This is a genomic window from uncultured Faecalicoccus sp., assembly GCF_944327125.1.
GTDB lineage: Bacteria > Bacillota_I > Bacilli_A > Erysipelotrichales > Erysipelotrichaceae > Faecalicoccus.
On the sequence record NZ_CALVGO010000021.1, the window covers coordinates 1 to 22,332 of the forward strand.

Annotated in this window: 25 protein-coding genes and 1 pseudogene; 19 read left to right on the top strand and 7 right to left on the bottom strand. The window is 41.1% G+C overall.

Features of this window, described 5'->3' with window-relative positions; translation table 11 throughout:
* Positions 1 to 668, top strand: a 668-nt coding sequence (locus Q0K03_RS03985; protein WP_297237968.1) for a prolipoprotein diacylglyceryl transferase family protein, incomplete at its 5' end; no start/stop codon positions are given.
* 5 nt (positions 669 to 673) lie between these two features.
* Here Q0K03_RS03985 and Q0K03_RS03990 read toward each other — a convergent pair.
* Complete coding sequence (locus Q0K03_RS03990) at positions 674 to 964, bottom strand: hypothetical protein (protein WP_297237970.1); 291 nt, start codon at positions 962 to 964, stop codon at positions 674 to 676.
* Complete coding sequence (locus Q0K03_RS03995; protein ID WP_297237972.1) at positions 954 to 1,403, bottom strand: PaaI family thioesterase; 450 nt, start codon at positions 1,401 to 1,403, stop codon at positions 954 to 956. The genes Q0K03_RS03990 and Q0K03_RS03995 overlap by 11 nt, the downstream gene beginning before the upstream one ends.
* 90 nt (positions 1,404 to 1,493) lie before the next feature.
* On the opposite strand from Q0K03_RS03995, the gene Q0K03_RS04000 reads away from it, so the two are divergent.
* From Q0K03_RS04000 to Q0K03_RS04010, 3 genes are all read left to right on the top strand, one after another.
* The gene (locus Q0K03_RS04000; protein WP_297237974.1) at positions 1,494 to 2,015 is read left to right on the top strand and encodes a hypothetical protein; all 522 of its coding nucleotides are present in this window, start codon (positions 1,494 to 1,496) and stop codon (positions 2,013 to 2,015) included.
* A gap of 8 nt (positions 2,016 to 2,023) precedes the next feature.
* A complete protein-coding gene (locus Q0K03_RS04005; RefSeq protein ID WP_297237976.1) occupies positions 2,024 to 2,428 on the top strand; it encodes a PTS sugar transporter subunit IIA in 405 nt (134 codons plus the stop codon).
* 181 nt (positions 2,429 to 2,609) lie between these two features.
* Positions 2,610 to 3,458: a C39 family peptidase gene (locus tag Q0K03_RS04010; protein ID WP_297237978.1), complete on the top strand. Its 849-nt coding sequence runs from the start codon at positions 2,610 to 2,612 to the stop codon at positions 3,456 to 3,458.
* A 49-nt stretch (positions 3,459 to 3,507) separates the two neighbouring features.
* Here Q0K03_RS04010 and Q0K03_RS04015 read toward each other — a convergent pair whose 3' ends face one another.
* The 4 genes from Q0K03_RS04015 to Q0K03_RS04030 are packed head-to-tail and all read right to left on the bottom strand — an operon-like array spanning position 3,508 to position 7,231.
* A complete protein-coding gene (locus Q0K03_RS04015; protein WP_297237981.1) occupies positions 3,508 to 3,951 on the bottom strand; it encodes a hypothetical protein in 444 nt (147 codons plus the stop codon).
* A complete protein-coding gene (locus tag Q0K03_RS04020) occupies positions 3,952 to 4,641 on the bottom strand; it encodes a ribulose-phosphate 3-epimerase (RefSeq protein WP_297237983.1) in 690 nt (229 codons plus the stop codon).
* A complete protein-coding gene (locus tag Q0K03_RS04025; protein WP_297237985.1) occupies positions 4,638 to 5,303 on the bottom strand; it encodes a hypothetical protein in 666 nt (221 codons plus the stop codon). Before Q0K03_RS04025 ends, Q0K03_RS04020 begins: the two co-directional genes overlap by 4 nt.
* 11 nt (positions 5,304 to 5,314) lie before the next feature.
* Positions 5,315 to 7,231, bottom strand: coding sequence for a PRD domain-containing protein (locus Q0K03_RS04030; RefSeq protein ID WP_297237987.1), 1,917 nt, complete (start codon positions 7,229 to 7,231; stop codon positions 5,315 to 5,317).
* Between the two features lie 220 nt (positions 7,232 to 7,451).
* Between Q0K03_RS04030 and Q0K03_RS04035 the strand changes: the two genes are divergently transcribed.
* The 11 genes from Q0K03_RS04035 to Q0K03_RS04085 all read left to right on the top strand — a co-directional run bounded on the left by Q0K03_RS04035 (position 7,452) and on the right by Q0K03_RS04085 (position 17,673).
* Positions 7,452 to 8,495 (top strand): zinc-binding dehydrogenase, encoded by a 1,044-nt coding sequence (locus Q0K03_RS04035; RefSeq protein WP_297237989.1) that lies wholly within the window; start codon positions 7,452 to 7,454, stop codon positions 8,493 to 8,495.
* Positions 8,496 to 8,507: 12 nt separating this feature from the next.
* Positions 8,508 to 9,347 (top strand): class II aldolase, encoded by an 840-nt coding sequence (locus Q0K03_RS04040; protein WP_297237991.1) that lies wholly within the window; start codon positions 8,508 to 8,510, stop codon positions 9,345 to 9,347.
* A gap of 7 nt (positions 9,348 to 9,354) precedes the next feature.
* The gene (locus Q0K03_RS04045; RefSeq protein ID WP_297237993.1) at positions 9,355 to 10,803 is read left to right on the top strand and encodes an FGGY family carbohydrate kinase; all 1,449 of its coding nucleotides are present in this window, start codon (positions 9,355 to 9,357) and stop codon (positions 10,801 to 10,803) included.
* Positions 10,804 to 10,916: 113 nt separating this feature from the next.
* Positions 10,917 to 11,360: a PTS mannose transporter subunit IIA gene (locus Q0K03_RS04050; protein WP_297237995.1), complete on the top strand. Its 444-nt coding sequence runs from the start codon at positions 10,917 to 10,919 to the stop codon at positions 11,358 to 11,360.
* Positions 11,342 to 11,818 carry a PTS sugar transporter subunit IIB gene (locus tag Q0K03_RS04055; protein ID WP_297237998.1) on the top strand — a complete coding sequence of 159 codons (477 nt, stop codon included), beginning with the start codon at positions 11,342 to 11,344 and terminating at the stop codon, positions 11,816 to 11,818. Before Q0K03_RS04050 ends, Q0K03_RS04055 begins: the two co-directional genes overlap by 19 nt.
* A gap of 50 nt (positions 11,819 to 11,868) precedes the next feature.
* Positions 11,869 to 12,660 carry a PTS sugar transporter subunit IIC gene (locus tag Q0K03_RS04060; protein ID WP_297238000.1) on the top strand — a complete coding sequence of 264 codons (792 nt, stop codon included), beginning with the start codon at positions 11,869 to 11,871 and terminating at the stop codon, positions 12,658 to 12,660.
* Position 12,661: 1 nt separating this feature from the next.
* On the top strand, positions 12,662 to 13,507 hold the full coding sequence (locus Q0K03_RS04065) for a PTS system mannose/fructose/sorbose family transporter subunit IID (RefSeq protein ID WP_297238002.1): 846 nt from the start codon (positions 12,662 to 12,664) through the stop codon (positions 13,505 to 13,507).
* A gap of 67 nt (positions 13,508 to 13,574) precedes the next feature.
* Entirely contained in the window at positions 13,575 to 14,618 is a 1,044-nt protein-coding gene (locus Q0K03_RS04070; RefSeq protein ID WP_297238005.1) for a zinc-binding dehydrogenase, read from the top strand.
* 11 nt (positions 14,619 to 14,629) lie between these two features.
* Entirely contained in the window at positions 14,630 to 15,484 is an 855-nt protein-coding gene (locus Q0K03_RS04075) for a class II fructose-bisphosphate aldolase (RefSeq protein ID WP_297238007.1), read from the top strand.
* A 9-nt stretch (positions 15,485 to 15,493) separates the two neighbouring features.
* Positions 15,494 to 16,855, top strand: coding sequence for a sn-glycerol-1-phosphate dehydrogenase (locus Q0K03_RS04080; protein ID WP_297238009.1), 1,362 nt, complete (start codon positions 15,494 to 15,496; stop codon positions 16,853 to 16,855).
* Between the two features lie 8 nt (positions 16,856 to 16,863).
* Positions 16,864 to 17,673, top strand: a complete 810-nt coding sequence (locus tag Q0K03_RS04085) for an HAD-IIA family hydrolase (RefSeq protein WP_297238011.1) — start codon at positions 16,864 to 16,866, stop codon at positions 17,671 to 17,673.
* Positions 17,674 to 17,705: 32 nt separating this feature from the next.
* On the opposite strand, the gene Q0K03_RS04090 is transcribed toward Q0K03_RS04085, so the two are convergent.
* A complete protein-coding gene (locus Q0K03_RS04090) occupies positions 17,706 to 18,785 on the bottom strand; it encodes a LacI family DNA-binding transcriptional regulator (RefSeq protein WP_297238013.1) in 1,080 nt (359 codons plus the stop codon).
* A 289-nt stretch (positions 18,786 to 19,074) separates the two neighbouring features.
* On the opposite strand from Q0K03_RS04090, the gene Q0K03_RS04095 reads away from it, so the two are divergent.
* From Q0K03_RS04095 to Q0K03_RS04110, 4 genes and pseudogenes are all read left to right on the top strand, one after another.
* Positions 19,075 to 20,514, top strand: a complete 1,440-nt coding sequence (locus Q0K03_RS04095) for an NAD(P)/FAD-dependent oxidoreductase (RefSeq protein WP_297238015.1) — start codon at positions 19,075 to 19,077, stop codon at positions 20,512 to 20,514.
* Between the two features lie 11 nt (positions 20,515 to 20,525).
* Entirely contained in the window at positions 20,526 to 21,782 is a 1,257-nt protein-coding gene (locus Q0K03_RS04100) for an FAD-dependent oxidoreductase (protein WP_297238017.1), read from the top strand.
* A gap of 1 nt (position 21,783) precedes the next feature.
* On the top strand, positions 21,784 to 22,146 hold the full coding sequence (locus Q0K03_RS04105; RefSeq protein WP_297238019.1) for a DUF1667 domain-containing protein: 363 nt from the start codon (positions 21,784 to 21,786) through the stop codon (positions 22,144 to 22,146).
* A 4-nt stretch (positions 22,147 to 22,150) separates the two neighbouring features.
* Positions 22,151 to 22,332: pseudogene (locus Q0K03_RS04110) on the top strand (transketolase); the annotation flags it as partial.

Consider the following 22,332-nt stretch of genomic DNA (forward strand, 5'->3'; position numbering starts at 1 on the left):
TATGGACCTTGATTGGCTTAGGAGCCTGTCTTGTCTATGGCGCTTTTTCCATTCCTAAACAACATAGAGAACAAGCCTTTTATCTGAGCATCTATGCCGCTGTCGGGGCGCTGATAGGCGCAAAACTTCTTTATGTGGCCGTCAGTTTTCATGCGGTAGAGAACCTTCTCGATTTGATTTCTTCGGGGTTTGTCTATTATGGCGGATTAATGGGAGCTATTGCGGGTGCGTATCTCTATTGCCGGGAATACCATCGGAATTTTTATTTGATGAGCCAGGTCTTAGTGCCGATGATCCCATTGTTTCATAGTTTTGCCCGTATCGGCTGTTTTTTTAGCGGCTGTTGTTTTGGCGTGGAATCACAATTTTTTTCCATCGAATACATTTCACCTTATGCCGATCCGCCAAGGTGTGATCGTATCCCTGTTCAATTGATGGAAGCGGCAGCAGAAGGAAGTCTGTTTCTTTTTCTCCATTTCTATCGCGGCAATAAGTTGTTCTGTTACATGGGGAGCTATGCCGTGTTTCGTTTCTTTATTGAATTTCTAAGAGGCGATCTTGCCCGGGGGATCTTTGTGTTATCAACTTCCCAGTGGATATCGATCTTCGTAGGAATCGTTCTTTTCTATCAATATAAAAAACAAAGGCGTTATAGAAAGAAACTATAGCGCCTTTACTTTGTTTTGTGCCTGCAATACAACAAAGTTAAAATGGAACCCACAAGGGCATGAACAAAAGTAGAAATGGCATAAAAAGGAACGTTCTGATTCACCAGATTTTCAATGTTCATGATCAAAAATATACAAACGATATAAAATACAGAAAAAATAAAATAAATCACATTTCCGTGTTTTATTCCGGGTTTGCTGGTATATTGTCTTAACCGATAAAGAGTATAGATCAAGATAAGGATCATTCCGGCTCTGCACAGAAACAGTGTATTTGTGATAAATTTATCGGACATGATGTTCCTTGTCCTTTTTGGCTTTGATGCGGTCGGAATCCAGGAAAAACATGGTGAAAGTGGCTCGGGATAAAAGCGTGTTTCGATCGTTGAAAATAAAGACTTCATAGACGCCGGTCGTTCGTCCTCTGGAGATCTCCTGAGCGATCCCAATAAGTTTTCCACCTCTTCCCGGCTTGATGTAGTTGATCGTTCCCGTTAAGGTCACACTGTCTCTTCCAGTGGCAAAGCTGGCAGCACCGGCCACGGTATCGGCCAGGGAGAACAAGGCCCCACCGTGTACAAAGCCATGGACGTTGAGGATCTGTTCATCGATGATCATTTCCACTTTGGCATAGCCTTCCCGAACTTCGGTAACTTTCATATCATTGCTTTGAAGATATTTGGAGGAACTGTTTAAACGATTCATTAATTCCACATTGTTTTTTGCGATTTCCATGAGATTCCCTCTTTCTAGGCGTATTGTAGCATATTTTATTTTGTTCGTGTTTTGAAAATGGTATAATGTCCGAAAAGGAAGGATGAAACCATGGAAAGTTCAAGTATCGTAATGATGGTCATTACGGTGGCCTTTATCGCTCTTTCGCTCTATATCTTATTGGAAACATTCAAGCGCTATCAGCGATATAAAAAGAATCTGCGTGAATTTCTTGCCGGACACCAGGACTATCGGGATATCAATCATACAAGATGGCATGTACTGTCAATGATTTTCCTGGCCGCCGTGATTATCGGATTTTGTATCTTGGCCTATCTGGATGGTGTCGAATCGGCTTATATGGTTGTTTATGCCTGCCTGGGCCTTCTCTTTTTAGGCCTTGCGATTGACAACTTGATGCGTTATCGCTGTCTATTAACAGACGATGGGTTTTATTATCTGGGTCAATATTACCGCTATCGTTCAGTACGGGAAGTTAAATTCAAGGAAGGATTATTTAAAAAGGGATTTATCGTATTAAATAAAAACGAAGAGATCCCCTGTACATACAAGATCGCACAGATCTTAAAAGAAAACCAGCAGATCTGGAAGAAACATAAAAAGAGAAAGTAGTGAGAATCATGAAAAACATTGTATTGGTCTCCCATGGAGAATTAGCGAAAGGCATGCATTCAGTCGTAAAGATGATCGCGGGAAACCGCAAGGAAGTTTATTCGCTTTGTCTGGAGCCGGATATGGATGCCGGTACGTTTAAAGAAGCTTGTTCCATTGTGTTTGCCTCTTTTTCCAAAGACGATGAAATCGTCTTACTGACGGATATTTTAAGCGGTTCTCCGATTCTGAATGCTTTGGAAGTCTTGAAAGAAGAAGGCCGAAAAGAGAGAACGATCGTCATCGGCGGAATGAATATGCCGATGGTTCTGGATGCGATCTATAAAAAAGATCATATCGAGGATTTGAATGCGTTAAAAGAAGAATTGATCCGGGAAGGACGAAAAGGAATCCAGAGTTTAGAAACTTTTTAGGATTCACAAACTCTCACATAATCTCTCCATAACAATCTCAATATTCTTTTGTATAGTATAGTCGAGCCAAGGATAAAGGCTCACTTCATAATCAAAATTCCCTTTCTTAAAAACTTTCTGGAAAAGCGTCTGTGAAAACAGGCGCTTTTTCCTTGATTCTAAGAATGATATAATGGAAACAATGAACAATAAAAAAAGAAATCTTCGTTTGGATCGGATAGGAACACTTCTATGCGTGATTGTTTTTATCATAGCGGCTCTTGGCTTTGGAACGTATAAAGTTTTTGATTACTTCGAACAAAGACAGATTGCCCAGCTTCAGGCCATCCAATGTCCGGATACGATAGAAAAAGGTACGTTTAAGGCCATTAAGAAAAAGGCCTTGTCGGGGAAGGAAGACTATATTCAGATTCTGGAAAACATCGATGCGTACTCGCAGGATATTTTAGAATTTTTGGAATTATCTGAGGAACGCATAGATTTTGTACTCCAATATCCTCAGCGTAAACAATATGAAGATCCCCCTTCCAAGCTGGAAGAATCTTTAAAAGAGTTCCCTTACTTGTGCCAGTGGGATCTAAGATGGGGCTATACAACGTATGGGGAAGCCTATTTTTATCAGACAGGCTGTGCGCCTACATGTCTTTCTATGATCTTTAGCTTTCTGCTTCAAGATGCTTCAATCACACCAGTAAAACTGGCCGAATATGCGATGGAAGAAAATCTGTATGTCAATGGGGTCGGGACAGATTGGAGCTTACTGGAAAAGGCGGCTGAGAAATATGGCGTAAAGGTGAGCCGCATTTCTTTTTCTCAATTGGAACAGGAACTTGTCAACGGGCACCCTGTGATTTGCAGCATGATGCCGGGAGACTTTACACAGGTTGGTCATTTTATCGTGGCAACGGATGTCCAAGATGGAAAAGTAACGGTTCAGGATCCAAACAGTCCATCCCGCTCGCAGAAACAGTGGGATATCAACACCATCATTTCCCAGTGCCAGGGAATGTGGGCGTATTCAATGGAATAGAAAAGAGATCCGTTTGAAGGAACGGATCTCTTTTCAAAAGGGAGAAATGTTATATGGTATACTGCTTATTCAGGAAATCAACGAATCTTTGCACATAGTTTCGTTGATTTTTTATACCGGTGCCTCCGGCCCCTTTCAGCCAGTTGATGGTAATATTTTCTTTGCCAAAAAAGAATGTGATGGAGCATCGTAACAAGTTATTCTTAATCGAGATATTTTGAATCTCATGCAAAGGAATTTTGAATCGCCCAGTCACCCGGGTGACATCCAAAGGATTTAAGGTAACAATATTTAAACTGGTTTTTGTGACTCCCACATAGGAGTAAATATTGGAACTTCCTATCTTGTTCAACTCACCTTCCTGCATGAATTCACTTAACTTAGGCGTTCTGTTCGATAAGGTTGCCCAGCTGACAGAAACGTATTTTTCATCTTCTTGAAGAAGAGATTTAAGTTCTTCCATCATGCTTTTTTCATTGAGTGTAATTGCCATTTATAATGCAGCCTCTCTAATCTTTTTGTATAATAAGTCGATGTTTTCCTGCAGGCTATGTCTTTGATTAAACAAGCCGGATGTTCCACCGGTAAAAGAATGGGCACCGGCCTTGACGCATTCTGCAATCGTATCCTTATTTATATTTCCATCCACTTCAATAGGAATATCCAAGCCGTTTTCCAAAAGCAGTTTGTGCATCTTTTGAATATGCGCCAGAGAAGGCTGGTAAAACCTTTGCCCAGAAAAGCCGGGGAAAACAGTAAGCTTTAAAATGGAGTTGACTTCTTTTGCGTATTGAAGAAAGTCCTCCGGAACTTCTGTGTCGCAGCAAAATCCCAAAATCGGTGTTATTCCTTTTCGCTTACAATCTTTGATCGTGTTTAATACATTGCACTTCGATTCATAATGGATGATGATCGAATCGGCTCCGTTTTGAATAAAGCTGGGAATGTATAAGTCAGGGTCTTCACATGCGAGATGAACGGCAATTGGTTTCTGCGTCAATTTCTTAAAAACAGGCAACATACGGTCTCCAAACATGAAGCAGTGATTGAATTTCCCGTCAACCACATCATAATGGAATCCATGAATGGACGATTCGTTGATCCGTTTCATTTCGTTTTTAATATCGGATAAATCAATGCACGTCAAAGAAGCATTGATTTGGTAGAGCTCTTTCTCGTTCATGACTTTAATAACTCCTGAATCATTGGCTCATACGGAGTGTGACGACAATGATTCAAAGCCGATTCCAAGTATGAACGACTGGTTTTCTTGTTCTGAAGATAATGATACTGAAGTCCAATCAAATATTCGTAAACGCCGATCTTTACCCGATTGGATTCTTTGTTTAGCGCTTCTTTCTGCTTTTTTAGCTGATCCAGGCTGGTCTTGATTTCCTGGATATGATTGCTTTTTTTCTCAGCCAGAATATCGTACATCATCTGCATCACATAAAGCTCGTTTTCGTTTGGGTCTTCTTTACAGAGGGTCAACATATCATGTGCCTTTTCAAATTGTGAAGTTTCCAGATAGAAGTAAAAAGCACGCTTTGCCAAAGGCAGTTTTTGTTTTGTGCTCATTCTTAACTTTTGAAACATGGAATCAAACTGAGCCTCAATTTTTTTCTTATCCCCCTGCATTGTATAGGCTGTCAACCGCATGAATTCACGGTTATAAGGCTTATAGGAAAAGGTGCACCAGAATCCATCTAAGATCTCTTCCAGTTTTTCATATTCCTTATTCGCAAGGGCTTCTGTCATTTTCTTATAGATTCTTTCTTTCATGACCTTTGGGAAAATCCATAGGATTCCCGCTGCAATCACAACGATAATCAGTACTATTGTCAAAATGCTTCCTCCTAAAACATACTTAGTTTAAGATTTTCTTCGCAAACGTTTTTAAATTCTTCAAAGGACCGAACGGTCAGCAATTCTTGTTTAAATTGGTTGTTGAACAAAAGCGGTGATAAATATTCCCATGCTCTGAAGGCTTCAAGATTGTTGTTTTGAATGCAGACAAGGAATATGAGGTTGACATAATTTCCTTCTTGATCCCACAAGGCAGGCTTTTCTAAAATAATTTCCCCAATAAATGATGAATCGGTTGTCGAATGCATAGGGTGAAGAATCGCAATGGAATTACCAAAATACGTACTTCCGAATTCTTCACGCAATTCAATTTCTTCTTTAAGATTTTTGCAGTCATGAAGTCTCATTGCCGTGGATACCAGACAATCCTGAATCTGTTGTTTCTGCGTATAATCTTTAATAAAGAACAACTGAGGATCAAAGAGTCTCATGATGTCTTCAACATTTTTAAAGCCTTCGATACGAACTTTGATCTTTTCCAATTCGGATGCGTCGGGAAAGAAATTGATCTTGGTTGCCAATCCGGACTCGGTGGCTCGGTTGTCTTCGGTGGAGAAGAATAAGTCGTATTGATCCAAATCCAAGGTTTCCAGATCTTTGGTCGTGACAAAGGTGATGGATGTAATATACTTTTGGAATTTATCATACAAATATTGTTCCAGTAAGAAATATTCAGAACGTTTTAAGTTTGTGATGATACATATTTTTTTATTTCCTTTTAGAGCCGAAGATTCCTGAATGCTTTTGTTGAAATAAATAGCCAGAAATGCAGTCTCGCTTTCTTTGATTCGAATTTTGTATCGCAAAGACAGCAAATAAGAAAAATACGTTGCGATATCAAAGGCATAAGGAAAACTTTGCTTGATATAGTCTAACATCTCGTTTTTGATTTGGACATTATTTCGCGCTCTGGAAATCAAAGGAACACAATGCAGAGCCAATTCCATTCGTAAATTGACATCGTGTCTGAAATCCGTAGGGAAAATGTCGTAAATTTTTTGAAGTGCCTCTAAAATAAAAGTGTTTAGGTCCTCAGATATATAATCGGTATCGCTGAAATTGCTGTGATTATTGATGTATAATCCTAAAAAGTTGATTTCCGTTTGAGGAACACGAATCAGATAGTGCTTTTCAATACGGTCAAAAATGGTTTTCGCAATTTCAATTTCAACATCATAGTTTTGTTCATCACTGATATCTTCTTCGTTTAAATAGAAGAAATTACTGATTCGCTTGATTGAAATATTGATCCATATGATGATATTTTGAAATTCCACATCCGAAATAGGGTATCTTTTATCCAAAAGTTCTTCCATTAAGACTTCCCGGATGAATTCAAACTGTGCGGATTCGTTCGGGGAAATCAGATTGCTTGGAAGCATTTGTACATAACTATAATCGTTTTCCATCAAACAGATTCTCTTGTCACGTTCCAATCCGTCAATATATACCAATCCTTTTGACTGGATCAGGCGCAATGAGAATTTATGCAATACTTTTTCAAGATCTTTTAAATCGTTGGCCAATGTAGATTTTGACACATAAATATAATCGGCACATTTTGTCAAAGAGATGCTTTGCCTTTGGTTCAAAAGGAAATGTAAGAGTTTATAGATTCTGTCATCTTTATAGCTTAATGAGAGTTCATCGGATTGCATGCGGATCTCATTCAGTTTTTTTGTGAATTTTTCTGTATCAACAATCTTAATGCGCGTTCCGAAAGGGACCTTAGATTCTACGACAAAAGCATTTTCGTTTGCAGACGCAAAATCTTTGATGGCCTTGATGTCATTTTGAGTCGTACGAAGACTAACGTTGTATTTTTTAGAAAAGTAATTTGCTTTAAACCATTCGTTTACTTTTTCAGTCAGTTCAAGAAAAATACTGGCTTGTCTTTTCGTTAACATTGGCAGCTCTCCTTTCTGTGGGCATTGAAAATCATAAATCGGATTTTTCATCATTATAATAACGGAAGGACAAATGTGTAAAACATTGCCTTTTGCATAATTAATATGCAACAAAATCTTTAAATAGATTGCGTAATTAATCTGAAAATGATTAAAAAAAGCGCAATCTTTTCTTTTTTATAATTTTTGTGAAAACAGGGAATGGTAAAAGGAGGTACTTATGAAAGCTTGTGTAATTGAAAAACCATTACTTTATAAAATTGAAGATTTGCCCATCCCACAGCCCAAACCAGATGAAGTTCTGCTTAGGGTAACAACAGCTGGGATCTGTACAAACGATGTGCGGGATTACAAAGGATCCAAGTATACGTATCCTCGCATTGGCGGGCATGAATATGCCGGTATCGTTGAGAAATTGGGATCGGATGTAGATCCATCCTTCTTTAAACCGGGACAGAAGGTTGTGAATTATATCATAGAAGAATGCGGTATGTGCTACAGCTGCAAGCATAATGCGGAAAACCTTTGTGATGCAGCGGAATCCGGAAAAGTATTTTATAACGAAGAAGGAATATCCGGATATATGGGATATGCCGAATATGTCTGTGTAAAAGCCAGACATTTATATCATTACAGTGATTCTGTATCGAATGAGGAAATTGCATTTACTGAACCATTGGCCTGTGTTATCAACAGTATCAACAAAACAAACATTCGCATGGGAGATGATGTTGTGATCATTGGCGGAGGTGTTATGGGATTGCTTCATGTACTTTGTGCCAAAAAACAAGGAGCCTATGTGATTGTAAGCGAGACGGATGAAAAACGCAGAGAAATTGCTTTGAAAATGGGAGCGGATAAAGTAATTGATCCCATTCATACTGATGCTGTTGAGGAAGTTAGAAAATTGACGGGCGGAAAAGGAGCTCAGGTTGTTTATAATACGACAGCAATTCCAGCTGTGGCCAAACAGGCAATCGAGATGGCAGCAAAAAGCGGAACGGTAAATATGTTTAGTTCATTGCATCCAAACGATCCAATCTTAGTGGATGCAGGCAGACTGCATTCTCAGGAAATCAAAGTAACAGGGACAGTGAGCCCGACAGAATGTTCCTTTGCGCAAGCTGTAGATTGTATTGAAAAAGGAATCATCGATGTAAAACCTTTGATTGATAAAGTGTTTGATTACCAGGATGTGACAGAAGCAATGGAATATGCTGCAAGACCGGACACATATAAAGTCATGCTCAAATTTTCAGATTAGGAGGGAAAGATAATGAAAATCGTAAATGGTTTTGATTTGATGGCATATGCGAAAAAGCGCAATGTAATGCTTCCGGCTTTTAATACAACGAATTTAGAGATGACAAAAGCGATCATTCAAGGACTGAACGCGGTTCATATGCCGGGGATGATTCAAATCTCTTCTAACAACCTGCATCTTTCCGATCCGGAAACAATTGCTTATTTGACAAATAAGTTTTTAAAAGGAACCGATACCCCGATTGGCCTGCATTTGGATCATGGAAAAAGTTTTGAAGATGTGAAAGCCTGTGTAGATGCCGGTTTTTCTTCGATTATGGTCGATGCTTCTGACCAGGACTTTGAAGGAAACATTGCCGAAGTAAAAAGAACGGTGGAGTATTGTCATTTCTACAACATTCCTGTAGAAGCCGAGCTGGGTGCCATTATGGGAAAAGAAGATGATCATGTCAGTGAAGCAGACTGTCATACCGATCCTGCATTGGTGAAAGAATTTGTAGAACGTTCTGGGTGTGATTTGCTGGCGGTTTCCATTGGCAATGTTCACGGATTTGATGTGGAGCCCAAAGTGGATTTGAATTTGTTAAAAGAAATCTATGAAGTTTCTCCTGTACCTCTGGTTCTGCATGGAGGATCGGGTATTCCGTTTGAACAAGTCAAAGCAATGAAACAATACGGCATGTTGAAAATCAACTATGGTTCGGATTTGCGGTCAGCCTATATTCGTACTTTTGGTGAAGCCTATGAGAAGAATCATAAAGAAGCCAATTTGTTTGGACTGTGCAAAAAAGCCGTTGAAAATGTTGCCCAAACGGCCAGCGACTTAGTTTTGATCATCAATGATTTAAAGTAGGAATATCATGGTTGCGATAGGATTTGATATTGGGACATCTTCTTTAAAAACACTGGTCCTGTCTGAAGATCAAACGGTGATTTTTGAAAAAAGCTATTCATACACATTTGATGAACCGGAGGAAGGATATCGTGAAATTGATCCATCCATATGGTTTGATGCGGTTATTAAAGGATTCAAAGAAGCGATAGAATGCATTGGAAAAGAAGAAGAAATCGTGGTTGGAGTAACAGGCCAGATGCACACAACGGTATTTTTGGATCAAGGAGGGATTCCTGTTTGTCCGGCAATCATGTGGAATGATTTACGGACGGTTGATGAAGTGCCGCCTTTAAAGGAAGAACTTTCTCGATATGAAGAAACAAAATACATTTCTCGTATTCTGTCCCCGGGAAGTCCGGCAATCAATACGCTTTGGCTGAAAAAAAACAATCCTGATTTATTTTGTCGGGTTTGCCATATCATGACTCCTTATGACTATATCGTACATTGTCTGACAGGGGCTTATGGTCTGGATTATTGTGATGCGTCTACAAGTTCTCTTTATGACATTCAGACAAAAAAGTGGTCGAAGATCATGATGGATAAATGCGGGGTTTCAGAGGACGTTTTAGGAACAGTTTATCCAAGTTGCCATGTTATAGGCGAGATATTGCCGGAAATTTGCAACCAGTTGGGATTGGAAATAAAACCCAAGGTCATCGTTGGAACAGGAGACAATCCTGCGAATGCTGTTTCGCTGGACCTTATGGAGCACAAAGCCCCTGTGATATCTTTAGGGACTTCTGGCGTGATCCTGATTGCCAAAGAAGACGGTGATTTTGAAGGGAAAGGAAAAAACGTACTCTTTAGCGCTTTGGGAGATTCTGTGGTGAATATTGTACAGGGGACGGTGCGCTCTGCCGGCGGGGCCCAGAAGTGGTGGGTCGAGAAAGGTGTTTTAACGAAAGACTTTTCGGTAGATCAGGATTCCATTCAAACACAAGATTTAGGAAATAATGGCGTTCTCTTTTTTCCTCATATCACAGGAGACAAGCTGATTTATAGCGATTTGGACATTCGCGGGGCTTTTATAGGTTTAAGTGCCAATACAGAACGAAAAGACATGACACAGGCCGTTCTGGAAGGAGTTGGCTATGCTTTAAGAGAAGTTATGGAAAATATGGGACTTAAGGTATGGCCTCAAAGCGTTCAAATCAACGGTGGGGGAACAAAGAGTGATCTCTGGATGCGAATCTTATCCTCGATTCTCAATGTGCGCTTAGATGTGGTGAGTAAAAAAGCTTCTCCTTGTTATGGGGTGTGTTTATTGGCGTTACAATCGCAAATACCAGTCAAACCTGTTAAAGAAGAGGTGCAGGAAACATACGAACCAGAATGTGAACTGGTGAAGAAATACAATGAGGGATACCGAAAATATAAGAAAGTATATAACGCCTTAAAATCTATTGCGTAATTAATACGAATTTTATTGTGATAACTGAATATCGTTATTGGATACAATGTGGCCATAAGATGTAAACGCTTTCAGCAAATTGTTTCAAAAACATGAAAGAAAGGAGGATGTATATGAGGATCGTTTTAGTATCTCATGGTTCTTTTTCAAAAGGACTTTATGAAACCATGGAAATGGTTTTAGGCCCGCAGGAAAACTTAGCTTATGTTGGGCTGTATCCGGAACAGGGAGTCGATATTTTAAAAGAAAACATTGAAAAAGAACTAAAAAAGGCTTCTGAGGGAGAAGAAATTCTTATTCTAACGGATCTGTTTTATGGAAGTCCATTCAATGCCGTTGTTCAGCTCATGAATCAATATGATGTTTATCATATGACGGGAATCAATGTTCCGTTGTTAATGGAAATCTTGATCATGAGAAGCAATGGTAAAAATGCCGGAGAGATTTGTGATGAAGCAATGAAACTCGCAGGAAGCACTGTACAGGATGTCCGTAAATACTTAGCGGATATGATGAATATGGAAGAGGAGGATGAAGAATGCGAAACATCGTTTTAGCCAGAGTGGATGATCGTCTGATTCATGGGGAAGTTGTTACGGCCTGGACCCCAAGCCTTAGTGCAAACCGAATTGTTATTGTAGACGATCAAGTGGCAAATGACAAATTTAATAAGCGTGTATTAATGGCCCTGGCTCCACAGGGAACAAAAGTAGCCGTTTTGACAGTGGAAGGAGCAACAAAAGCTTTACAGAAACCAGATCCAGGTGGGGAAAGAGTTATTGTTTTGACAAAAACACCAATCGTTTTTGAACAATTGATCAATGGAGGCGTTGATATCAAGGCGGTTTGTCTTGGTGGAATGGGAATCCGTGGGGATAGAAAACCTTTTGTGAATAATGTTTCCGCAAGTCCGGAAGAAGTGGATTCCATTCGCCGCATGCGAGATAAAGGTGTCAATGTTTACTATCAATTAGTACCTGAGCAGAAGGTTGTCGATATCAACAATTTGTTGTAACGGCTGAATCTGCAGACATAAATAGAATTAGGAAGAGAGGAGAGAAGTTTATGTCAATTTCGGTTTTACAAGCAGTCCTTTTAGGAATCTTGTATTGGATCGGTGAAGCAAACTTACCATTTGTCGGTTTGTGGACCATCCAGCGGCCATTGGTATGTGGTTGGATCGCCGGGATCATTTTAGGCGATGCCTTAACAGGTGCAATGGTTGGAGCTTCTATCAACTTGGTATACCTGGGATTTATTTCCGCAGGTGGATCTATGCCAGCTGATATGGCATTGGCCGGTACACTGGGAGCAACTTATGCCATTACCGGTGGATTGGATGCCGATACAGCATTGGCATTGGCTGTGCCAATTGGAATCTTGGGAACATTAGTATGGTATGCACGTATGACGCTGGATTCCATCTTCGTTCATGTTGGAGATCGTTTTGTAGAAAAAGAACAATATAATCGCATTTGGATCTCTAACGTATTGTTGCCACAGATCATGGCAGCTGTCATTTGTATCATTCCTTGTTCATTGGCTGCTTATTTCGGTGCTGCCTATATTCAGGACTTCGTAGAGATGTTATCTGGTACTCCATTGAAGATCTTCCAGATCATTGGTGGTTTGATGCCGGCTCTAGGTATCGCCATTACTCTGCAATATATCTTCAAGGGAGAAAGCCGCGTATTCTTATTCTTTGGATTTGTTGTTGCGGTATATTCCGGATTAGGTTTACTTCCTTTAGGTGTTATTGCTTTATTAATCGCTTTGATCTATGTTCAGTTGGCTTACAAACACGGAAATGATAAGAGCTCAATTGCACAAGATGCTGAATTAGAGGAGGATTTCTAATATGGCTGAAGAAAACAAAATCAAACACGTCATCCCTAAGAAAGCCTTGTATCATGCCGCATTTAACTGGGAAACATGGGTACAGTGCTGTTATAACTACGAACGTATGATGGGTATGGCCTGTGGACACACATTTGTACCTGTTATCAATTACTTGTATAAAGACGACCCAGATGGGGCTGCAAAACGTAAAGAAGTTATGGAACGTGAAATGGAATTCTTTAACGTTCATATCGAATTTGGTTCTTGTATTCTGGGTATGGCTATTGCTTTGGAAGAACAGAAATCTTTAGGGGAACCAATCCCAGGTGATTTCATCACTTCTTTAAAAACTTCTTTGATGGGACCTTTGGCAGGTATTGGAGATACGATCTATCAAGGTGTATTGATCCCAATCTTATTGGCCATCTGTATTGATATTACATTAACGGGAACTGTTTGGGGTTCTATTGCGTATTTGATCTTAATGCTTGCGATTTCTTATGTGTTCAGTTTTGCGAACTTCTTCTTTGGTTATCAGCAAGGCTCGGATGCCATTATGGATTTCCTGGAAAAAGGTGTCTTGGACAAACTGCTTCTAGGTGCACAGGTTATGGGTTGTATGGTTATGGGTGGCTTGATTGCCAACTATGTAACTTGTAAGTGTGGATTAGAAATCGTTACTTCTGGTTCGACCTTCAACGTACAGGAAACATTGTTTGATGCCGTAATGCCAAAGATCTTGCCATTAGGATTTACAATGCTTGTTTACTGGCTGATGAAAAAACGCTGGACTTCCATCAAGATCATTATTCTGATCGTTGTCATTGGTGTTGTTGGAGGCCTGACAGGAATTTTAACAGCATAGTTTTAAAGGAAGAGACCGGCGAATATGCTGTGTCTCTTCTTTATTTTTTGGAGAAGGAGGAAAAGAAATGAAAGCTTGTGTATTAGTGGAACCTGGAAAATATTCAATTGAAGAGATCCCTGTTCCGGAAATTAAACCCGATGAAGTCCTGGTTCGAGTTTTGACTTCAGGAATTTGTGTAAACGATGTTCGTGATTATAAAGGAAGTAAATGGTCTTATCCTCGCGTAGGTGGGCATGAGTACAGTGCTGTAGTAGAAAAACTGGGTGCGGATGTGGACCCATCCATGGTTCAGGTAGGGGATCATGTCATTCCGTATATCATCGATGATTGCGGAATGTGTTATGACTGTAAACATCATCACGAAAACATCTGTGCAAACTTTACAAAAGGAAAATCTTATTTTAATCCAGACGGATTATCCGGGTTCTTTGGATTTTCCGAATATGTTGCGGTTCCGGCAAGACATTTGTATGTATATCCTAAAGAAACACCGGATGATGAAGCTGCATTTACAGAGCCGCTTGCCTGTGTGATCAACAGTATCAATCGCTCTCATATTAAAATGGGGGATGATGTTGTTGTAATTGGAGGCGGCGTTATGGGCCTTCTGCATGTTCTTTGTGCCAAGAAACAAGGTGCCCGTGTGATTTTGAGCGAGACCGATGCCGCGCGCCGTGAATTTGGTTTGAAAATGGGAGCGGATGCCGTGATCAATCCTATGGAATGTGATCCGGTTGAAGAAGTAAAAAAACTGACTGGAGGAAGAGGTGCCAATGTTGTTGAGAATACAACAGCCATTCCAGCCGTTGCAGCCCAAGCTATTGAAATGACAGCGAAAAGTGGCGTGTGCAATATGTTCAGCTCGATTCATCCAAACGATCCAATTTTGGTGGATGCCGGTAGACTGCATTCGCAGGAAATCGTTGTGACGGGTACCCAAAATGGAACGATTGAAACTTTTGCCCAGGCCATCGACTGCATATCGAAAGGCATCATTGATGTAAAACCGCTGATTGAAGCCGTTTATCCGTATCAGGAAATCAAAGAAGCCATGGAATGTGCGTGCCGTCCAGATACTTATAAAGTAATGATCAAGTTTTCTAAATAAGGAGGAAAAATATGCTAGCAACTTTAAATGATGTGTTTAAAATCGCCGAAGAAAAAAACATTGCCTTAGGGGCCTTCAATATCGTAAATTTTGAAAACATCCTTGCGGTGTTGGATACCGCTGAAAAATTAGATATGCCAACGATCATTGCCTTTGCTCAGACGCATGAGGAAAATCATGTCATGGATCTGGATACGATTGGCCCGGTGATGGTTCTTATGGCCCAACAAGCCAAAGTTCCGGTTGTTGTTCATCTGGATCACGGAGTTAATTTGGACTATATTGAAAAATCTCTAAAAATGGGATTTACTTCTGTGATGTTTGACGGCTCGGCTCTTCCTTATGAAGAAAATGTTGAAATGACAAAAAAGGCAGTTGAAATGGCTCGTAAATACAATGTTAGTATTGAAGCAGAAATTGGAAAAATGGCAGGGATTACCTTGAATAATGAGGGAATCACGGAAAACCGTAAATCCGATCGAAGCAACTACACAGATCCTGCTGAGGCCAAGGATTTTGTGGAAAAAACCGGGGTAGACTGTCTGGCCTGTTCTTTTGGAACGGTGCATGGGGAATATTTCTCAGAACCAAATCTTGATTTTGAGTTGGTCAAAGAATTAAGCGAAGCAACAGGGGTTCCTATTGTCATGCATGGCGGAAGCGGTGTTAGTCATGAAGATTATAAAAAGGTGATTGAAAACGGAGTTCGCAAGATCAACTATTTCACCTATATGGATAAGGCTGGAGGCGAAGGAGCCAGTCAGGCTTGCCCAACAAAGTTCTTCCATGACATTGCTCAGGCAGGGCAGGATGCCATGCAAAAAGATGTTGAGTCAGCCATGCGCTGTTTTGTGAATATGGATTAGGTATAGAGTATGAAAATTGATGTAAACGCTTTTGAAATCAACGATTACCTGGGACATGATTTTGAGTGTGACTGTCAAAAACATCATGTTACCAATTTGTCGACGGTACAGATCAAAGACAACGTAAAAGAAGATATTGTTCGATTTCTAGATAAAAACCAATATAAGGTCATTTATTTGATTGAAGATGAAAATACGAAAAAGGCATACGGAAAAGAACTGGAAACTTATTTCAATGAAAAGGGTATCCAGACAGATTCTGTTGTCCTAAAAGGAGAAGTTGTTCCCAACGAAAAAACAGTCTTCGACATCCTTTTGGGAATGAAACAAAAGTATGATTATATTTTAGGAATTGGATCAGGAACGCTGAATGATCTTAGTAAATTTATTTCTAAAAAAGTTGGTTTAGATTATGGTATCGTTGCCACCGCACCAAGTATGGATGGTTTTGCCTCTGTGGGAGCGGCTTTGATCACAGATGACTTAAAGACAACGTATGACTGTCATGTTCCTACAGCCATCTTTGGCGATCTTGAAGTATTAAGAAATGCTCCTATTGATATGATCAAAGCAGGCTTGGGAGATATCATAGGAAAATATAATTGTCTGGTGGATTGGAAAATTGCTCACATTATCAATGATGAGTATTACTGTAAGACCATAGTGGATATGGTATATAAATCCATCAAAGAAGTTGTAGAGAACGCAGATGGGGTTCTTACCCGCGATAAAAAGGCCATCCAAGCCATTACCGAAGCTTTGGTTGAAACCGGAATGGCCATGGGTTTTGTAGGCAATTCCCGTCCGGCTTCAGGAAGTGAACATCATGTTTCTCATTATTGGGAAATGAAGTTTTTGTTTGAACATAGACCTCCAGTTTTCCACGGAACTAAAGTAGGGTTGGCAACCCCCGGAGTGATAGCGCTATGGTATAAACTGGTCAATGAAGATATAGACTTTGATCAGTGCAGACAAAAAGTTAAACAATTTGATGAAAAGAAATGGGAAACACTGGTAACGGAAAAATTTGAAGGAGCTGCCGAAGGTGTTTTGGCTTTAGAAAAGAAGGCCGGTAAAAATAATATCGAAGAAGCTTTGAAACGCATTGATACGATTTCTGAAAAATGGAGTGAGATCCAAGATGTGATTCGAAAGGATTTACCAGAACCAGACTATGTTGTGAATATCTTAAAATCCGTTGAGGCGCCTTACCGTCCTGAACAGGTAGGAATCGATGATGTGATGACAAAGGACAGCTTGATTTTGGCCAAGGAAGTTCGGGTTCGCTATGGCTTGCTGCAGCTGCTGTGGGATCTGGGCTTGCTGGAAGAATACAGCGATGTCTTTGTAGAGTACTATAAAGAAAATTAGGTTTGATTATGCTGACAAATTTAAACGAGATCAAAGAAAGAATGAAGGGGATCAAAGCGTTCATTCTGGACATGGATGGAACGATCTATCTGGGTAATGATTTGTTTCCTTATACGCACAAGTTTTTAAACAAGGTCAAGGAAACGGGAAGAGATTATTATTTCTTCACCAACAATTCCTCAAAGGATCTGGAAGCCTATATCACAAAGCTGGATAAGATGGATATCCATATCACGGAAAAACAGATGATGGTCTCCACCGATGTGATCCTACAGTATCTAAGTGAACACCATCCTGGCGCCCGCCTTTATGTGGTAGGGACCCCGGCTTTGCTTAGAGCGTTTGAAAAAGCCGGATGGACATTGGACGATCAGGATCCGGATGTCGTGATCTTAGGATTTGATACGACACTGACCTATGAGAAATTAGAGAAAATTTGTACATTTATCCGTCATGGAAAGACATACTATGGAATCAATCCGGATCTCAATTGTCCTATTGAAGGCGGAGAGTTTATCCCGGACTGCGGAAGCATTGCCCGATGCATCGAGTCCAGTACCGGTGTATATCCGGAATTCTTTGGAAAGCCAAGCCACAGAACCTTGGATTATATCCAGAAGGCGACTGGCCTGGATGCCGATCAGATCGCCATTGTAGGAGACCGCATGTATACCGATATCGCGGTAGCCGACGGAAGCGAAGTGGTCAGTATCCTGGTGCTGAGCGGGGAGACAAAGAAAGAAGAAGTTCCGGACAATCCGATCCAGCCGGATATCATGATCGAGAATATTGGAGTTCTTTCAGACCTGTTAGATTAAGAAAAGACTCTAAGGTCTGGCCTTAGAGTCTTTTACTTTCCTGGTTTTCCGGTTGTTTTACGAATGATCAGTTCCGGTTCATATTCCAGACGAAGAATATACGGATGCGACTTTTGATCTTTGTTCTTGAGATGTTTCTTATAAATAATATCAACCGCTTCTTTCCCTTTAAGAAATGTCGCATGTTCAATGGTCGTCAAGGAGATGTCTGGAAGCGAAGACATTAAGATATTGTCAAAACCGGCCACGGAGAAATCTTTTGGAACCTTATATCCTTCGCTTTTTAAAGCGGACAGTACACCCAGTGCGGTCATGTCGTTGTTGGCAACCAAAGCGGTGGAATCCGTTCCTTCTTCCAGGACTTCCATCGTGAGTTCGTATCCGACCTGATATTCAATGTTTTCGGTCTGAATGCTTTCATACTGGGCCAAAGACATGGTCTTGAGCTTGATGCTGGAGGGATCTTTTCCCTGATCTTCAAAGGCGTGGATCAGACCTTCGTACCGGTGGATACGGGAAATCTCTTTGCCCATGACCGGTGCAGAAATAAAAGTGATCTTTTCATGCCCCAGATTCAAAAGGTATTCGCCCATAAGATGCCCGGCGCTTAAACCGTTCAATTCCACGGAATCAAAGCGGCTGCCCTGCGGTTTGTCTCCAATGGATACCACCGGCATTCTTTTATAGAGGGCGTTGGCCTTGGAGATCTTTGTCGGCGGATAGAGGTAGATGATCCCGGCCAGATCCAGATTGGATAGAAGGTCATAATAATAATCTTCCTGCTGTGCGTTTCGCATGGTTGTGATCGTAAAAACAGAGTAATTGTGTTTTTTCGCTTCATAAACAATGGAATGGATCAGGGTCGCGTAATAACTGTTGGAAAGATGCGGCGCCATGACCACGATGGTCTGGTGAAGGTCTTTCTGATTCTGGCGGGTCTTTCCAGGCTCATTTTTGTAACCCAGCTTTTTGGCGGCCTGGAAGACGATGTCCTGAGTTTCTTTAGAAAAGGAAACGTTCTCTTTGTGGGAGAGGATCATAGAAACGGTGGACTGTGACAGTCCGGTGTATTCGGCAATGTCGCGGGTGGTGATTTTCTTGCGTTTTCCCATAACTTTCTCCTTAAATTTTTGATTTATTTTGAATAATAGAAATCAATTAATCAAATTTGTTTTGATTATTAATATTATACTTATGATTAATTGGCGACGCAAGAAAAAGGCGTAAAAAGAAGACTTTGGAAAAGGGAGAGAAAACCGATAGACAAAAATGGATTAATCAAAAGTTTTGATTAATGTAAAAGGCTTGTAAATCCTTTATTTAAAGGCATTTCGAAGTTTGACAACCCATTTTTAGTGGGTTAGATTTACAGTGTATAAAGACGATAAATGGAGGGGTACTATGTACGATGTAATCATCATTGGAGCCGGTGTCAGCGGCAGCGCGATTGCCCGTGAATGTTCACGCTATCCGCTGAAGATCGCGGTTCTGGAAAAATGTGAAGATGTTTGTTGCGGAACATCCAAGGCAAACAGTGCCATCATTCACGCCGGCTATGATGCCAAGGAAGGTACGCTGATGGCAAAATTGAATGTAGAAGGCAATGCCATGATGGATGAGCTTGCCAAAGATCTGGACATTCCATTCAAACGAATCGGTTCGTTTGTGGTTTGTACCGATGAAGAAAACCGGGATGGATTAACAACGCTCTACAATCGTGGAGTGACCAACGGGGTTCCCGGACTTCGCATCGTAGAACGCGATGAATTAAAAGAAATGGAACCAAATATCTCCGATGAAGCCGTAGCGGCTTTGTATGCGCCAAGTGCAGGCATCGTTTGTCCGTTTGAACTGAATCTGGCCATGGCGGAAAATGCGGCTGAAAACGGCGTGGAATTTTATTTTGATTCCCCGGTAGAAGAGATCAAAAAAATAGAAGATCATTATGAGATCCATACACCAAAAGGTATATTCAATACCAAATATGTGATCAATGCCGCAGGCGTCTATGCCGATACGATCCATAATATGGTCAGCGAAGACAAAATGGAGATCATCCCTCGAAAGGGAGAATATTACCTGCTGGATAAGAGTGCAGGAAAACATGTTGCCCATACGATCTTCCAGCTTCCAACGAAGATGGGAAAAGGGGTCCTGGTCACACCGACCGTTCATGGAAATATGCTGGTAGGACCTACAAGCATGGATATCGAAGACAAGGAAGGGGTCAATACAACACGCAAGGGGTTGGATGAAGTCGCCATGAAATCTTCCATGGCCGTAAAGAATCTTCCAATGCGTGATGTGATCACTTCGTTTGCCGGACTTCGTGCCCATCATCCAGATCATGAATTTATCATTGAAGAAGTCAAGGATGCACCAAACTTTATTGATGTTGCCGGTATTGAATCGCCAGGTCTTTCTTCCTGTCCGGCCATTGGTGTGATGGTTGCCAAAATGATCCAGGAAAAAACGGGATCCGTTGAAAAACCAGATTTTAAGAAAACGCGCAAAGGTTTGATCAAACCTTCTGAAATGACATTGGAAGAAAGAAACGAACTGATCAAAAAAGATCCTCGTTATGGAACGATCATCTGCCGCTGTGAAATGGTGACAGAAGGGGAGATCGTGGAAACACTGCATCGTGTGATCCCGGCCCGTTCACTGGATGGTGTAAAACGCCGTACCAGAGCCGGTATGGGAAGATGCCAGGCTGGTTTCTGCAGTCCGCGTGTAATGGAGATCTTATCTAACGAAGTTTCGGATATCGATATGTATAATGTAAGTAAATCCGGCGGGCATTCGAACTTTATCGTAGGAAACGATAAAGAAGATCTGTAGGAGGCAAGACAATGAAAAAGGTAAATGTTGTAATCATCGGCGGAGGACCGGCAGGTCTTGCAGCCGCATTAAGCGCAAAAGAAGCAGGGGAAACAGATATTCTGATTCTGGAACGTGATACCAAACTGGGAGGAATTCTGAACCAGTGTATCCATAATGGATTTGGACTGCATACGTTCAAGGAAGAACTGACGGGTCCAGAATATGCCAGCCGTTTTATTGAAAAAGTGAAGGAACAGAAGATCCCTTATAAATTGAATACGATGGTCATGGACATTTCATCGGATAAAGTCGTTACGGCCATGAATTCTAAAGAAGGTTTGTTCCAGATCCAGGCCAAAGCCATCATTCTGGCGATGGGATGCCGGGAACGACCTCGAGGCGCCTTGAACATTCCAGGGTATCGACCAGCTGGAATCTACAGTGCAGGAACGGCGCAGAAACTTGTCAATATCGATGGCTTGATGCCGGGAAAAGAAGTTGTGATCTTAGGATCTGGCGATATCGGATTGATCATGGCTCGAAGAATGACCCTGGAAGGGGCAAAAGTAAAGGTCGTTGCGGAACTGATGCCTTATTCAGGCGGTCTGAAACGGAATATCGTACAGTGTCTGGATGACTTTGGCATTCCTTTGAAGCTAAGTCATACGGTGGTAGATATTGAGGGGAAAGAACGTGTAGAAGCAGTCACGATTGCCGAGGTCAAAGATGGGAAACCGGTACCGGGAACGGAAGAGAGATATACGTGTGATACGCTGTTGTTGTCGTGCGGTCTGATTCCGGAAAATGAATTGTCCAATCAGGCCGGTATTGAGATCAGCCCGATCACCAAAGGACCAAAGGTCAATGAATCTTTGGAAACGACCATTGACGGTGTCTTTGCCTGCGGAAATGTTCTGCATGTGCATGACCTGGTAGACTTTGTATCGCAGGAAGCCAAACAGGCCGGAAAAAATGCCGTGAAATATTTAAAAGATCAGGAAGTAAAGGCGACCAAGACGATTCCGATCCAGACCGACAACGGGGTTCGCTACAGTGTTCCATTCGTTGTGCGTCCGGAAGATATGGACGATCTTTTGACCGTACGTTTCCGTGTCGGCGGTGTTTATAAAGATCATTTCATCAGTGTGTATCTGGATGATGAAAGAATTCTTCATAAACCATCGAAGATCCTGGCTCCTGGTGAAATGGAACAGATCATTTTAACGAAGAAAAAACTGATGGAAGTGGATCCATCAACGATTCGTATCACACTGGAGGATAAATAATATGGAAACAAGAGAACTTACATGTATTGGATGTCCTATGGGTTGTGCTTTGAGTGTGGAAATGGAAGACGGGAAAGTGATTTCGGTTTCAGGAAACACTTGTCAGCAAGGTGATATTTACGCCCGTAAGGAAGTGACCAATCCAACGCGTATTGTGACCAGTATCGTTCCGGTCAGCGGTTCAAAGGAAGAAATCATGATCTCTGTAAAAACGGCGCATGATATTCCTAAGGACAAGATCTTTGAATGTATGAAAGATCTCAAATCTGTCAAAGTACAGGCTCCGGTTCATATTGGAGATGTCGTTTTGGAAAATGTCGCAGGAACGGGTGTGGATGTGATTGCGACCAAAGAAGCTCTATAGGAGAATCTCTATGAAAGAATTAGAAAAACACGCATTGAATATTCGTAAAAATATTCTGAATCAGGTCTACTGGGCCCAGTCCGGACATCCAGGCGGCTCTCTATCGGCCGCCGATATTCTGACCTATCTCTATTTTGAAGAGATGGATGTCACCATGGACAATGTAGATTCCATGGACCGTGACCG